General features: G+C 61.2%; 10 protein-coding genes. 8 read left to right on the top strand and 2 right to left on the bottom strand.

Features of this window, described 5'->3' with window-relative positions:
• Positions 1 to 2: 2 nt before the first annotated feature.
• Together ubiG and AC3WWR_RS19605 are read right to left on the bottom strand one after the other, a co-directional pair.
• A complete protein-coding gene (ubiG, locus tag AC3WWR_RS19610; protein ID WP_008065228.1) occupies positions 3 to 701 on the bottom strand; it encodes a bifunctional 2-polyprenyl-6-hydroxyphenol methylase/3-demethylubiquinol 3-O-methyltransferase UbiG in 699 nt (232 codons plus the stop codon).
• 59 nt (positions 702 to 760) lie between these two features.
• The gene (locus AC3WWR_RS19605; RefSeq protein ID WP_454866415.1) at positions 761 to 2,095 is read right to left on the bottom strand and encodes a TRZ/ATZ family hydrolase; all 1,335 of its coding nucleotides are present in this window, start codon (positions 2,093 to 2,095) and stop codon (positions 761 to 763) included.
• A gap of 108 nt (positions 2,096 to 2,203) precedes the next feature.
• On the opposite strand from AC3WWR_RS19605, the gene mtnA reads away from it, so the two are divergent.
• From mtnA to rpsA, 8 genes are all read left to right on the top strand, one after another.
• A complete protein-coding gene (mtnA, locus tag AC3WWR_RS19600; protein WP_492598990.1) occupies positions 2,204 to 3,280 on the top strand; it encodes an S-methyl-5-thioribose-1-phosphate isomerase in 1,077 nt (358 codons plus the stop codon).
• A 445-nt stretch (positions 3,281 to 3,725) separates the two neighbouring features.
• Positions 3,726 to 6,380: a DNA gyrase subunit A gene (gene gyrA / locus AC3WWR_RS19595; RefSeq protein WP_492598989.1), complete on the top strand. Its 2,655-nt coding sequence runs from the start codon at positions 3,726 to 3,728 to the stop codon at positions 6,378 to 6,380.
• Positions 6,381 to 6,630: 250 nt separating this feature from the next.
• On the top strand, positions 6,631 to 7,716 hold the full coding sequence (gene serC / locus AC3WWR_RS19590; RefSeq protein WP_492598988.1) for a 3-phosphoserine/phosphohydroxythreonine transaminase: 1,086 nt from the start codon (positions 6,631 to 6,633) through the stop codon (positions 7,714 to 7,716).
• Positions 7,716 to 8,810, top strand: a complete 1,095-nt coding sequence (pheA, locus tag AC3WWR_RS19585) for a prephenate dehydratase (RefSeq protein WP_020800126.1) — start codon at positions 7,716 to 7,718, stop codon at positions 8,808 to 8,810. Before serC ends, pheA begins: the two co-directional genes overlap by 1 nt.
• A gap of 13 nt (positions 8,811 to 8,823) precedes the next feature.
• Positions 8,824 to 9,936, top strand: a complete 1,113-nt coding sequence (gene hisC, locus AC3WWR_RS19580) for a histidinol-phosphate transaminase (RefSeq protein ID WP_020800125.1) — start codon at positions 8,824 to 8,826, stop codon at positions 9,934 to 9,936.
• A 28-nt stretch (positions 9,937 to 9,964) separates the two neighbouring features.
• On the top strand, positions 9,965 to 12,172 hold the full coding sequence (locus tag AC3WWR_RS19575; RefSeq protein ID WP_033041276.1) for a bifunctional prephenate dehydrogenase/3-phosphoshikimate 1-carboxyvinyltransferase: 2,208 nt from the start codon (positions 9,965 to 9,967) through the stop codon (positions 12,170 to 12,172).
• Positions 12,169 to 12,858 (top strand): (d)CMP kinase, encoded by a 690-nt coding sequence (gene cmk / locus AC3WWR_RS19570; protein ID WP_492598987.1) that lies wholly within the window; start codon positions 12,169 to 12,171, stop codon positions 12,856 to 12,858. The genes AC3WWR_RS19575 and cmk overlap by 4 nt, the downstream gene beginning before the upstream one ends.
• Positions 12,859 to 12,977: 119 nt before the next feature.
• Positions 12,978 to 14,672 carry a 30S ribosomal protein S1 gene (gene rpsA / locus AC3WWR_RS19565; protein ID WP_020800122.1) on the top strand — a complete coding sequence of 565 codons (1,695 nt, stop codon included), beginning with the start codon at positions 12,978 to 12,980 and terminating at the stop codon, positions 14,670 to 14,672.
• The last annotated feature ends 143 nt before the right edge of the window (positions 14,673 to 14,815 follow it).

Here is a 14,815-nt window from a genome sequence, read left to right as displayed (position 1 = left end):
GCTTACTCCTCGCGCAGGGTCTGGATCATGTAGTTGACGTCCACGTCGGACGCCAGTTTGTAATGCTTGGTCAGCGGGTTGTAGGTCAGGCCAATGATGTCCTTGACGGTCAGGCCGGCCATGCGGCTCCAGGCACCTAGCTCGGAAGGACGGATGAATTTCTTGAAGTCATGGGTGCCGCGTGGCAACAGCTTCATGATGTATTCGGCGCCAACGATGGCGAACAGGTACGCCTTCGGGTTGCGGTTGATGGTGGAGAAGAACACCTGGCCGCCCGGCTTGACCATGCGGAAACAAGCGCGAATCACCGAGGATGGGTCCGGTACGTGCTCGAGCATTTCCAGGCAGGTCACCACGTCGAACTGTTCAGGCATTTCCTCGGCCAGGGCCTCGGCGGTGATCTGCCGGTATTCGACGTTCACGCCCGATTCCAGCTGATGCAGTTGTGCCACCGCCAGTGGCGCTTCGCCCATGTCGATACCGGTCACGGTCGCGCCGCGCTGGGCCATGGCTTCACTGAGGATGCCGCCGCCGCAACCGACGTCGAGGACCTTCTTGCCGGCCAGGTTGACGCGTTCGTCAATCCAGTTCACGCGCAACGGATTGATGTCATGAAGCGGTTTGAATTCGCTCTCGCGGTCCCACCAGCGATGGGCCAGGGCTTCGAATTTGGCGATTTCGGCGTAGTCGACGTTGCTCATGGTTTAAGTCCTCTAAAACTTGAAAAATCCTGTAGCCCCGGTGTTGAGTCCGGGGAGGCTTACGATTCTTTGCGGCCGCTGATGCGCTGGCCCCAGGCCTTGGCGGTGGCGACGAGTTGTTGTTCATCCATGCGTGTCAGGCGGCGGTCGTCGAGCAGTTGCTTGCCCGCGACCCAAAGGTGTTTCACGCAATCGCGGCCTGACGCATATATAAGCTGCGATACCGGGTCATAGACCGGTTGCTGGGCCAGGCCCGAGAGGTCGAACGCCACAATGTCGGCGGCCTTGCCGATTTCCAGCGAGCCCACCTCGGCTTCGATCCCCAGTGCGCGTGCGCCGTTGAGGGTGGCCATGCGCAGGGCGCTGTGGGCGTCCAGTGCGGTGGCCGAACCCGCGACGGCCTTGGCCAGCAGGGCGGCGGTGCGGGTTTCACCCAGCAAGTCCAGGTCATTGTTGCTGGCGGCGCCGTCGGTGCCGAGGGCCACGTTGACCCCGGCCTGCCACAAGCGCTCCACCGGGCAGAAGCCGCTGGCCAGCTTCAGGTTCGACTCCGGGCAGTGAATGACATGGGTGTTGCTTTCTACCAGCAACGCCAGGTCTTCGTCGCTGACCTGGGTCATGTGCACCGCCTGGAAGCGCGGCCCCAGCAAGCCCAGGCGCGCCAGGCGGGCCAGCGGCCGTTCACCCTGCTGTTCGACGGCTTGCCGCACCTCGAAGGCGGTTTCATGCACATGCATGTGGATCGACGCATCCAGCTCTTCGGCGATCACCCGGATCTTTTCCAGGTTTTCATCGCCCACGGTGTAGGGGGCATGGGGGGCGAAGGTGATTTTAATGCGTTCGTGATGCTTGAGATCGCCGAACAGCTCGACACCCTGGCGAATCGCCTCGTCCGCCGTGCTGGCGCCCGGGATCGGGAAATCGAGGATCGGAATCGCAATTTGCGCGCGAATGCCGCTGTTGTGCGCGCACTCGCTGGCAACCTTCGGGAAGAAATACATGTCAGAGAAGCAGGTGATGCCGCCCTTGAGTTGCTCTGCGATGGCCAGGTCCGTGCCGTCGCGGACGAAATCCTCGTCGACCCACTTGGCCTCGGCCGGCCAGATGTGGTTTTCCAGCCACGTCATCAGCGGCAGATCGTCGGCCAGGCCGCGAAACAGGGTCATTGCCGCATGCCCGTGGGCATTGATCAGGCCGGGGCTGAGCAGGATGTCCGGCAGTTCACGCACTTCGATTGCGTTAAGCTGCAGGGCGTTGCGGCGCGGACCGATGAAAACGATGCGCCCGTCGCGGATGCCCAGGCCATGATCCTTGAGCACGACGCCAGCGGGTTCGACGGGTACCAGCCAGGTTGGCAGCAACAACAGATCGAGCGCAATGGCAGTGTTCGGCATCGAGGATCGGTTCCAGGGCTTTTGTAAAGGATGGCGAAGTATACCCGAGCGTCTTCGCCGGGGGATCGCTATAATCGGCGGCTTTTGTTTCTGACTGCGGGGTGTGGGATGCGCGATCGACTGTTGGCTGCTGAGAAGGTTAAGGCCATCGATTGGCGTGATGGCACCCTGTACCTGCTGGATCAGCGTGTTTTGCCGTTCGAGCAAACCTGGATCGCCTGCACCAGTGCGGCGGGCGTGGCGGAAGCCATTCGCTCGATGGTGGTGCGCGGCGCGCCAGCCATCGGCATCAGTGCGGCCTATGGCGTGGTGCTGGCGGCGCGGGCCCGATTTGCCGAGGGTGGCCATTGGCAGGAAGCGCTGGAAGAGGATTTCGCGCAGTTGGCCGCCACCCGTCCGACCGCCGTCAACCTGTCCTGGGCACTCGGTCGCATGCGCGAACGCCTGGCTCGGCTGAAAAAGCACGCCGACCCTTTGTCCGTGCTGGAGGCCGAGGCCCTGGCCATCCATGAGAGCGACCGCGAAGCCAACCTGACCATGGCGCAACTGGGCGTCGACCTGATCCGCAAGCACCAGGGCAATGCCCAGGCGATCCTGACCCACTGCAACACCGGCGCACTGGCCACCGGTGGCTTCGGCACGGCGCTGGGGGTGATTCGCGGCGCCTTCATCGAGGGGATGGTCGAGCGCGTGTATGCCGGCGAAACCCGGCCATGGCTGCAAGGCTCGCGACTGACCGCCTGGGAGCTGGCCAACGAAGGCATCCCGGTGACCCTCAGTGCCGATTCCGCCGCTGCACACATCATGAAGACCAAGGGCGTCACCTGGGTCATCGTCGGGGCAGACCGCATTACCGCCAATGGCGACGTGGCCAACAAGATCGGCACCTACCAATTGGCCGTCAATGCCATGCACCACGGGGTGCGCTTCATGGTGGTGGCGCCGAGCTCGACCATCGACATGGGCTTGGCCAGCGGCGACGACATTGTGCTCGAGGAGCGCGATGAGCGCGAACTACTGGAGGTGGGTGGCCAGCGGCTCGGGGCCGATATCGATGCGTTCAACCCGGTGTTCGACGTGACCCCGGCAGACCTGATCGACGTGATCGTCACCGAAAAAGGCATCGTCGAGCGCCCGGATACGGCGAAGATGGCGCAGTTGATGTGTCGCAAGCGCCTGCATTGATGATCTCTGGTGCCTGATAAATTGCCTTCGCGAGCAGGCTCGCTCCCACAATATTCGCGGTGTGGCCGCAATGGGCGGCGCAATGACGAATCATTGTGGGAGCGAGCCTGCTCGCGAAGGGGGCCTGAAAGCATTAAAACAGCGTGAATCTGACCCTGGTTCTCCATTCAGCACTGCTCTAAGCCCCTCTGATCCCCTTCAAGCCTGTCATCGGTCAACTAACTATGCTCCATGCGCATCAGGGGGATAGGTGCGTGGCGGCTCTTGTGATAACATCCGGCGGTTTCCAAGGTTGCCCCGCGGGGTGACCTTTACTGCGCAGATCCATGGCATAACTCGTTGATTTGTCGTAAGTCGGTGCATGGCACTCAGCCTGCAGCGGCGAGCTTCGTTCGTCCCATATGGATGAGACGAAGTTTCACCAGAAAAAGGAATCAGGCTTCTCATGGGCGAACTGGCCAAAGAAATCCTCCCGGTCAATATCGAAGACGAGCTGAAGCAGTCCTACCTCGACTACGCGATGAGCGTAATTGTCGGGCGGGCACTGCCGGATGCGCGCGATGGCTTGAAGCCCGTGCACCGGCGCGTGCTGTTCGCGATGAGCGAGCTGGGCAACGACTTCAACAAGCCGTACAAGAAATCTGCCCGTGTTGTCGGTGACGTGATCGGTAAGTATCACCCGCACGGTGACACCGCGGTGTACGACACCATCGTTCGGATGGCGCAGCCATTTTCCCTGCGCTACCTGCTGGTAGACGGCCAGGGCAACTTCGGTTCGGTGGACGGCGACAACGCCGCGGCCATGCGATACACCGAAGTGCGCATGACCAAGCTGGCGCACGAGCTGCTGGCTGACCTGCACAAAGAAACCGTGGACTGGGTGCCGAACTACGACGGCACCGAAATGATCCCGGCGGTCATGCCGACCCGTATTCCCAACCTGCTGGTCAACGGCTCCAGCGGTATCGCCGTGGGCATGGCGACCAACATTCCGCCGCACAACCTCGGTGAAGTCATCGACGGTTGCCTGGCGCTCATCGACAACCCCGAGCTGACCGTCGACGAGCTGATGCAGTACATCCCCGGTCCGGACTTCCCGACCGCCGCGATCATCAACGGTCGCGCCGGCATCATCGAGGCCTACCGTACCGGTCGGGGGCGCATCTACATGCGCGCCCGCTCGATGATCGAAGACATCGACAAGGTCGGTGGCCGCCAGCAGATCGTCATCACCGAACTCCCTTACCAGCTGAACAAAGCCCGTCTGATCGAGAAGATCGCCGAGTTGGTCAAGGAGAAGAAGCTCGAAGGTATCACCGAGCTGCGCGACGAGTCCGACAAGGACGGTATGCGCGTCGTGATCGAGCTGCGTCGCGGCGAAGTGCCTGAGGTGATCCTCAACAACCTCTACGCCCAGACCCAGCTGCAAGCGGTATTCGGCATCAACATCGTCGCGCTGATCGACGGCCGTCCACGCATCCTGAACCTCAAGGACCTGCTGGAAGCCTTCGTGCGTCACCGTCGCGAAGTCGTCACTCGTCGTACCGTGTTCGAACTGCGCAAGGCGCGCGAGCGTGGGCACATCCTCGAAGGTCAAGCGGTTGCCCTGTCGAACATCGACCCGGTCATCGCCCTGATCAAGGCTTCGCCGACCCCGTCGGAAGCCAAGGAAGCGCTGGTCAGCACCCCTTGGGAGTCCTCGGCGGTAGTGGCGATGGTTGAACGTGCCGGCGCCGATTCGTGCCGTCCGGAAAACCTCGACCCGCAGTACGGCCTGCGCGACGGCAAGTACTTCCTGTCGCCAGAGCAGGCGCAAGCCATCCTGGAACTGCGTCTGCACCGCCTGACCGGCCTGGAACACGAAAAGCTGCTGGCCGAGTATCAAGAGATCCTCAACCAGATCGGCGAGCTGATCCGCATCCTCAACAGCGCCACGCGCCTGATGGAAGTGATCCGCGAAGAGCTGGAAGTGATCCGTGCCGAATACGGCGACGTGCGCCGTACCGAAATCCTCGATGCGCGTCTAGACCTGACCCTGGGCGACATGATCCCGGAAGAAGATCGCGTGGTGACCATTTCCCACGGTGGCTATGCCAAGACCCAGCCACTGGCGGCGTACCAGGCCCAGCGTCGTGGCGGTAAAGGCAAGTCGGCGACCGGCGTCAAGGATGAGGACTACATCGCTCACCTGCTGGTTGCCAACAGCCACACCACGCTGCTGCTGTTCTCCAGCAAGGGCAAGGTGTACTGGCTGAAAACCTACGAAATCCCTGAAGCCTCCCGTGCTGCCCGTGGTCGTCCTCTGGTCAACCTGCTGCCGCTGGATGATGGTGAATACATCACCACCATGCTGCCGGTCGAGGAATACACCGAAGGTCACTTCATCTTCATGGCCACCGCCAACGGCACCGTGAAGAAGACCCCGCTGGAATCCTTCAGCCGTCAACGCAGCGTCGGCCTGATCGCGCTGGAGCTGGACGAAGGCGACGTGCTGATTTCCGCGGCCATTACCGATGGCGAGCGCGAAGTCATGCTGTTCTCCGACGGCGGCAAGGTAACGCGCTTCAAGGAATCCGACGTTCGTGCCATGGGCCGTACCGCTCGTGGTGTGCGCGGCATGCGCCTGCCAGAAGGTCAGAAGCTGATTTCCATGCTGATCCCGGAAGAAGGCAGCCAGATCCTCACCGCTTCGGCGCGTGGTTATGGCAAGCGTACGGCGATCACCGAGTTCCCTGAGTACAAGCGTGGCGGCCAGGGCGTGATCGCCATGGTCAGCAACGAGCGCAACGGCCGTCTGGTCGGTGCGGTCCAGGTGCTCGACGGCGAGGAAATCATGCTGATCTCCGACCAGGGCACCCTGGTGCGTACCCGTGTCGACGAAGTGTCGAGCCTGGGGCGTAATACCCAGGGCGTGACCCTGATCAAGCTGGCCAACGATGAAACGCTGGTTGGTCTGGAGCGGGTCCAGGAGCCTTCGGAAGTCGAGGGTGAAGAGCTGGAAGGCGAAGAAGGTGCTGTGTTCGAAGGCGCTGCAGTGATCGACGACATCGTCGAAGACCAGCAACTCGACGCCGCCGCTGACGAAGAACCACAGGAATAAGCGGGTAAACAGGGGGCGGATGAAAATTCGCCCCCTTGTTGTTTGTCCGAGAGGAAAATGTCGACACCCATGGATATCCCCTGTGGGAGCGAGCCTGCTCGCGAAGCAGGCGCCGCGGTATCTCTGAAACACCGCGGTGATGCATTCGCGAGCAGGCTCGCTCCCACAGGTGCCTGCTTCAGCAGGGCCCCTGTGTCGATTGATAATGTGATTTATTGCGTGATACCACCAAATCAGAGCGAGATTGGATGTGAGCAAGAGAGCCTATAACTTCTGCGCCGGTCCTGCGGCGCTTCCCGAAGCTGTCCTGCAGCGCGCCCAGGGTGAACTCCTCGACTGGCACGGCAAGGGCCTGTCGGTCATGGAAATGAGCCATCGCAGCGATGAGTTCGTGTCCATTGCCACCAAGGCCGAGCAGGATCTGCGTGATCTGCTGAATATCCCCTCGAACTATAAAGTGCTGTTCCTGCAAGGCGGCGCCAGCCAGCAATTTGCCCAGATTCCGCTGAACTTGCTGCCTGAAAGCGGCACCGCCGACTATATCGACACCGGTATCTGGTCGCAGAAAGCCATCGAGGAAGCGTTGCGCTTCGGTAACGTCAATGTTGCCGCCACCGCCAAGCCCTACGACTATTTCGCCATTCCTGGCCAGAATGAATGGCAGCTGTCCAAGGACGCGGCCTACGTTCACTACGCGCCGAACGAAACCATCGGCGGCCTGGAATTCCAGTGGGTTCCCGAGACCGGTGACGTGCCGTTGGTGGCCGACATGTCTTCGGACATCCTCTCGCGCCCGATCGATGTCTCGCGCTTCGGCATGATCTACGCCGGCGCCCAGAAGAACATCGGCCCGAGCGGTATCGTCGTGAACATCGTTCGCGAAGACCTGCTCGGTCGCGCCCGTTCCATTTGCCCGACCATGCTCGACTACAAGGTCGCGGCCGACAACGGCTCCATGTACAACACCCCGCCAACCCTGGCCTGGTACCTGTCCGGCCTGGTGTTCGAGTGGCTGAAAGAGCAGGGCGGTGTCGAGGCCATCGGCAAGCTCAATGACGTCAAGCAGCGCACGCTGTACGACTTCATCGATGCCAGCGGCCTCTACAGCAACCCGATCAACAAGTCGGACCGCTCGTGGATGAACGTACCGTTCCGCCTGGCCGATGACCGTCTGGACAAGCCGTTCCTGGCTGGCGCCGACGAGCGTGGCCTGCTGAACCTCAAGGGCCACCGCTCCGTGGGCGGCATGCGCGCCTCCATCTATAACGCCGTCGACATCAACGCGATCAACGCGCTGGTGGCGTACATGGCAGAGTTCGAGAAGGAACACGGCTAATGTCTGAGCAAGAACTCAAGGCACTGCGCCTGCGCATCGATGCCCTGGACGAAAAGGTCCTGGAGCTGATCAGTGAGCGCGCACGCTGCGCCCAGGAAGTTGCGCGAGTAAAGATGGCTTCGCTGGCCGAAGGCGAAGTGCCGGTGTTCTATCGTCCCGAGCGCGAAGCTCAGGTGCTCAAGCGTGTCATGGAGCGCAACCAGGGGCCGCTGGGCAACGAGGAGATGGCGCGGCTGTTCCGCGAAATCATGTCCTCGTGCCTGGCCCTCGAGCAACCGTTGAAAGTCGCGTACCTGGGCCCTGAAGGTACCTTCACCCAGGCGGCGGCCCTGAAACACTTCGGCCACGCGGTGATCAGCAAGCCGATGGCGGCCATCGACGAAGTGTTCCGCGAAGTGGCGGCCGGTGCGGTGAATTTCGGCGTTGTCCCGGTGGAAAACTCTACCGAAGGCGCGGTCAACCACACCCTCGACAGCTTCCTCGAGCACGACATGGTGATCTGTGGTGAAGTCGAGTTGCGGATTCACCACCACCTGTTGGTCGGTGAAAACACCAAGACCGACAGCATCAGCCGCATCTACTCCCACGCCCAGTCCCTGGCCCAGTGCCGCAAGTGGCTGGACGCCCACTACCCGAATGTCGAGCGCGTGGCGGTGTCCAGCAACGCCGAAGCGGCCAAGCGGGTCAAGGGCGAGTGGAACTCGGCGGCGATTGCCGGCGACATGGCGGCCGGTCTCTACGGGCTGACCCGATTGGCCGAGAAAATCGAGGACCGTCCGGACAACTCCACGCGCTTCCTCATGATCGGTAACCAGGAAGTGCCGCCGACTGGCGACGACAAGACCTCGATCATCGTCTCGATGAGCAACAAGCCGGGCGCGCTGCACGAATTGCTGGTGCCGTTCCACGACAATGGCATCGACCTGACGCGAATCGAGACCCGTCCGTCGCGCAGCGGCAAATGGACCTACGTGTTCTTCATCGACTTCGTCGGCCACCACCGCGACCCGCTGGTAAAAGGTGTGCTGGAAAAGATCAGTCAGGAAGCAGTAGCACTCAAAGTGCTGGGTTCCTACCCGAAAGCAGTTCTCTAAGGGGCGGTAGCAAATGAGTGGCAATTTCCTCGCTCTGGCACAGCCGGGCGTGCAACAACTTTCGCCTTACGTTCCGGGCAAACCCGTGGACGAACTGGCGCGTGAGCTGGATCTCGATCCGGCCAGCATCGTCAAGCTGGCCAGCAACGAAAACCCGTTGGGCGCGAGCCCCAAGGCCCTGGCCGCCATCCGTGATGCCCTGGTCGAACTGACCCGTTATCCAGACGGCAATGGTTTTGCGCTCAAGACCCTGCTGGCCGAACAGTGCCGCGTCGAGCTGAACCAGGTGACATTGGGCAACGGCTCCAATGACATCCTTGAGCTGGTCGCACGCGCCTACCTGGCGCCGGGCCTGAATGCGGTGTTCAGCGAGCATGCGTTTGCGGTCTACCCGATCGTGACCCAGGCCGTCGGCGCCCAGGCCAAGGTTATTCCGGCCAAGGACTGGGGCCATGACCTGCCGGCCATGCTGGCGGCCATCGACGCCAATACCCGCGTAGTCTTCATCGCCAACCCGAACAACCCAACCGGGACCTGGTTCGATACCGAGGCGCTGGACGAATTCCTCCAGGACGTGCCGGAGCACGTGTTGGTGGTGCTGGACGAAGCCTACATTGAATACGCCGAAGGCAGCGACTTGCCGGACGGCCTGGACTTCCTGGCGGCTTACCCGAACCTGCTGGTGTCGCGCACGTTCTCCAAGGCCTACGGCCTGGCGGCATTGCGAGTCGGTTATGGCTTGTCCACCGCCGTGGTCGCCGATGTGTTGAACCGCGTGCGCCAACCGTTCAACGTCAACAGCCTGGCCTTGGCCGCTGCGTGCGCTGCACTGCAAGACGCCGAATACCTGGCGGAAAGTCGTCGCTTGAACGAGTCGGGCATGCAGCAACTGGAAGCGGGTTTCCGTGAGTTGGGCCTGGGCTGGATTCCTTCCAAGGGCAACTTCATCTGCGTTGATCTAAATCGCGAAGCGGCTCCGGTGTTCCAGGGCTTGCTGCGCGAAGGCGTGATCGTGCGCCCGGTGGCCAACTACGGCATGCCGAACCACTTGCGCGTTACCATCGGTCTGCCGGCGGAAAACAGCCGCTTCCTTGAGGCGCTGGCCAAGGTTATGGCTCGTGGTTGATGTCACTGTGCCGCAATCTGCTGAGCCTTTGATCGGGCGCCTGGTGGTGGTCGGCCTGGGGTTGATCGGCGGTTCGTTTGCCAAGGGTTTGCGCGAAAGTGGCCTGTGCCGCGAAGTGGTCGGGGTCGACCTCGACCCGCAGTCGCGCAAGCTGGCCGTTGAATTGGGCGTGGTGGATCGTTGCGAAGAAGACCTGGCGGTGGCTTGCCAGGGTGCCGACGTGATCCAGCTAGCTGTGCCGATCCTCGCCATGGAAAAAATGCTCGGCCGATTGGCCGGCATGGACCTTGGGCAAGCGATCCTGACTGACGTTGGCAGTGCCAAGGGCAACGTCGTGCGTGCGGCGAGCGAAGCCTTTGGCGGCATGCCGGCGCGTTTCGTGCCGGGCCATCCGATCGCCGGTTCCGAGCAGAGTGGGGTGGAAGCCTCCAATGCCGACCTGTTCCGTCGCCACAAAGTGATCCTCACGCCGCTGGATCAGACCGATCCGCAAGCCTTGGCCGTGGTCGATCGCCTGTGGCGCGAACTGGGCGCCGATGTCGAGCACATGCAGGTCGAACGGCACGACGAAGTGCTGGCGGCCACCAGTCATCTGCCGCACTTGCTGGCATTCGGCCTGGTCGACTCGCTGGCCAAGCGCAATGAAAATCTTGAGATCTTCCGTTACGCTGCGGGCGGCTTCCGCGATTTCACAAGAATCGCCGGGAGCGACCCGGTCATGTGGCATGACATCTTCCTCGCTAACCGCGAGGCTGTCCTGCGCACACTCGATACATTTCGCAGCGACCTCGACGCCTTGCGCGACGCGGTCGATGCAGGGGATGGGCACCAATTGTTGGGCGTTTTCACGCGCGCCCGGGTTGCCCGCGAGCATTTCAGTAAAATCCTGGCCCGTCGGGCCTATGTGGACGCTATGAATTCCAACGATCTGATTTTCCTGGCTCAACCTGGTGGCCGCCTGTCCGGTCGGATTCGCGTACCAGGTGACAAGTCGATTTCCCACCGTTCGATCATGCTGGGCTCCCTGGCCGAAGGCGTCACCGAAGTCGAAGGTTTCCTCGAGGGCGAAGACGCCCTGGCGACCCTGCAGGCGTTCCGTGACATGGGCGTGGTCATCGAAGGCCCGCACCATGGTCGTGTGACCATTCACGGCGTCGGCCTACATGGCCTCAAGCCAGCACCGGGCCCGATCTACCTGGGTAACTCCGGCACCTCGATGCGCCTGTTGTCCGGCCTGCTGGCCGCGCAAGACTTCGACAGCACCCTGACCGGCGACGCTTCGCTGTCCAAGCGCCCGATGAATCGCGTGGCTAACCCGCTGCGCGAGATGGGCGCGGTCATTGAAACCGCTGCCGAAGGTCGTCCGCCGATGACCATCCGTGGCGGCAACAAGCTCAAGGGCCTGACCTACACCATGCCGATGGCCAGTGCCCAGGTTAAATCCTGCCTGCTGCTGGCGGGTCTGTACGCTGAAGGCAAGACCACCGTCACCGAGCCTGCGCCAACCCGTGACCACACCGAGCGCATGCTGCGTGGCTTCGGCTACCCGGTGAGCGTTGACGGTGCAACGGCCTCGGTCGAGTCGGGCGGCAAGCTGACCGCGACCCATATCGAAGTGCCGGGCGACATCTCGTCGTCGGCGTTCTTCCTGGTGGCCGCATCGATCGCCGAAGGTTCGGAGCTGGTGCTCGAGCATGTCGGCATCAACCCGACCCGTACCGGCGTCATCGACATCCTGCGCCTGATGGGCGCTGACATCACCCTGGAAAACCAGCGTGAAGTGGGTGGCGAGCCAGTGGCTGACCTGCGCGTGCGGGCAGCTAAACTTAAAGGTATCGAGATTCCCGAAGCGCTGGTTCCGCTGGCCATCGACGAATTCCCGGTGCTGTTCGTGGCTGCCGCTTGTGCCGAAGGGCGCACCGTGCTGACCGGCGCCGAAGAACTGCGGGTCAAGGAGTCGGACCGTATCCAGGTCATGGCCGATGGCCTGCTGGCACTGGGTGTCAAATGCCAGCCGACGCCGGACGGCATCATTATCGACGGCGGCCAGATCGGCGGCGGTGAAGTGCACGGCCACGGCGACCACCGGATTGCCATGGCCTTCAGCGTCGCCTCGCTGCGCGCCACTGCACCGATCCGCATCCATGACTGCGCCAACGTCGCGACCTCGTTCCCCAACTTCCTCGCGCTGTGCGCGCAGGTCGGTATCCGCGTTGCCCAAGAGGCTCAGTCGTGAAGCGCATTGCACCGGTCATCACCATTGATGGGCCAAGCGGCTCGGGCAAAGGCACCATCGCCGGAATCCTGGCTCGGCGCCTGGGCTGGAACCTGCTGGATTCCGGTGCGCTGTACCGCCTGCTGGCCTTCGCCGCGCACAACCACGGCGTCGACCTGACCAATGAAGAGCTGCTGAAGAAACTCGCCGCTCATCTGGATGTGCAATTTATCGCGGCGACCGAAGGTCAGCTGCAGCGCATCATCCTGGAAGGGGACGAGGTCAGCGATGTGATCCGTACCGAAAGCGTCGGCTCGGGTGCCTCCCAGGTGGCGGCATTGCCCGCGGTGCGCGAGGCGCTGCTGCAGCGCCAGCGCGCCTTCCAGGAAGCGCCGGGCCTGGTGGCCGATGGTCGCGACATGGGCACCGTGGTGTTTCCGGATGCGCCGCTGAAGATTTTCCTGACCGCCAGTGCCGAGGAAAGGGCGCGTCGTCGATATTTGCAGTTGAAGGGCAAAGGCGACGATGTTAGTCTGTCGAGTCTGCTAGATGAGATCCGTGCACGCGATGAGCGTGACACCCAGCGAGCGGTAGCCCCGCTTAAACCGGCGGCTGACGCCATACGGCTGGATTCCACGGAGTTGTCCATCGACCAGGTGCTGGAACGCATCATGAGCGAGATCGCCATTCGCGATATCGCCGGGTGACCAAGAAGGCCGCAGGGGACCAGTCATAGTCCTGTGGCGCTTCTTTTAAATGAAACTAACCCACACCGTCTGGGGTGTGGAGATGGGCGTATCCTTCGCCCTCATTCACAGGAATTAAAATGAGCGAAAGCTTTGCGGAACTCTTTGAAGAAAGCCTAAAAACCCTGAACCTTCAGGCAGGCTCCATCATCACCGGTGTTATCGTTGATATCGATTACCAAGCTCGCTGGGTAACCGTTCACGCTGGCCTGAAGTCTGAAGCACTCATCCCGCTTGAGCAGTTCTACAACGACGCTGGCGACCTGACTATCAACGTCGGTGACGAAGTTCACGTTGCGCTGGACTCGGTTGAAGACGGCTTTGGCGAAACCAAGTTGTCCCGTGAAAAAGCCAAGCGCGCTGAATGCTGGATTGTTCTGGAAGCAGCCTTCGCAGCCGAAGAAGTGGTCAAGGGCGTTATCAACGGTAAGGTTAAAGGCGGCTTCACTGTCGACGTTAACGGCATCCGTGCGTTCCTGCCAGGTTCTCTGGTTGACGTCCGTCCAGTGCGCGACACCACGCACCTGGAAGGCAAAGAGCTGGAATTCAAGGTCATCAAGCTGGACCAGAAGCGCAACAACGTTGTCGTTTCCCGTCGTAGCGTCCTGGAAGCCGAGAACTCCGCCGAGCGCGAAGCTCTGCTGGAATCCCTGCAGGAAGGCCAGCAAGTCAAAGGTATCGTCAAAAACCTCACCGATTACGGCGCATTCGTCGATCTGGGTGGCGTGGACGGCCTGCTGCACATCACCGACATGGCCTGGAAGCGCATCAAGCATCCTTCCGAAATCGTCAACGTTGGTGACGAAATCGACGTTAAGGTTCTGAAATACGATCGCGAACGCAACCGTGTTTCCCTGGGCCTGAAGCAACTGGGCGAAGATCCATGGGTTGCTATCAAAGCCCGTTACCCAGAAGGCACTCGCGTTACCGCTCGTGTAACCAACCTGACCGACTACGGCTGCTTCGCTGAGCTGGAAGAAGGCGTTGAAGGCCTGGTACACGTTTCCGAAATGGACTGGACCAACAAGAACATCCACCCTTCGAAAGTCGTACAAGTCGGCGACGAAGTGGAAGTTATGGTTCTGGACATCGACGAAGAGCGTCGTCGTATCTCCCTGGGCATCAAGCAGTGCAAATCTAACCCATGGGAAGATTTCTCTGGCCAGTTCAACAAGGGCGATAAAATCTCCGGCACCATCAAGTCGATCACCGATTTCGGTATCTTCATTGGTCTGGACGGCGGCATCGACGGCCTGGTTCACCTGTCCGACATCTCCTGGAACGAAGTGGGCGAAGAAGCTGTTCGTCGCTTCAAGAAGGGCGACGAGCTGGACACCGTTATCCTGTCGGTTGACCCAGAGCGCGAGCGCATCTCCCTGGGTATCAAGCAGCTGGAAAGCGATCCGTTCTCCGAGTACGTTCAAGAGAACGACAAAGGCGCAATCGTTAAGGGCATCGTGAAAGAAGTTGACGCTAAAGGCGCCATCATCACCCTGGCCGACGATATCGAAGCGACTCTGAAAGCCTCCGAAATCAGCCGTGACCGCGTTGAAGACGCGCGCAACGTTCTGAAAGAAGGCGAAGAAGTAGAAGCCAAGATCATCAGCGTTGATCGCAAGAGTCGCGTAATCCAGCTCTCGATCAAGTCGAAAGACGTTGAAGACGAGAAAGAAGCTATCCAGAGCCTGCGCGACAAGCCAGTAGCTGGTGACGCTCCAGTAGCCACCACCCTGGGTGACCTGCTGCGTGCTGCACAAGCGGAAAAACAGAACTAAGTTCTGACTTTCTGTAAAAAAAGGGCGACTTAGGTCGCCCTTTTTTGTGCCTGGAATTCGGCTCTCCGTCGTGGATGCGATCTTCTGCGCGCTAACCACGAAACATTCCCTCGCCAAAACTGTCTCTTTCCTTAGCAGGATCA

This window comes from Pseudomonas sp. EB271-G4-1, from assembly GCF_058791355.1.
Note: the sequence above shows the minus strand (reverse complement) of the source record. Positions and strands in the feature narration are given on the sequence as shown.

Coding starts and splice junctions, on each gene's coding strand:
- ubiG (WP_008065228.1), bottom strand. CDS start 701: ATGAGCAACGTCGACTACGCCGAAATCGCCAAATTCGAAGCCCTGGCC.
- AC3WWR_RS19605 (WP_454866415.1), bottom strand. CDS start 2,095: ATGCCGAACACTGCCATTGCGCTCGATCTGTTGTTGCTGCCAACCTGG.
- mtnA (WP_492598990.1), top strand. CDS start 2,204: ATGCGCGATCGACTGTTGGCTGCTGAGAAGGTTAAGGCCATCGATTGG.
- gyrA (WP_492598989.1), top strand. CDS start 3,726: ATGGGCGAACTGGCCAAAGAAATCCTCCCGGTCAATATCGAAGACGAG.
- pheA (WP_020800126.1), top strand. CDS start 7,716: ATGTCTGAGCAAGAACTCAAGGCACTGCGCCTGCGCATCGATGCCCTG.
- hisC (WP_020800125.1), top strand. CDS start 8,824: ATGAGTGGCAATTTCCTCGCTCTGGCACAGCCGGGCGTGCAACAACTT.
- rpsA (WP_020800122.1), top strand. CDS start 12,978: ATGAGCGAAAGCTTTGCGGAACTCTTTGAAGAAAGCCTAAAAACCCTG.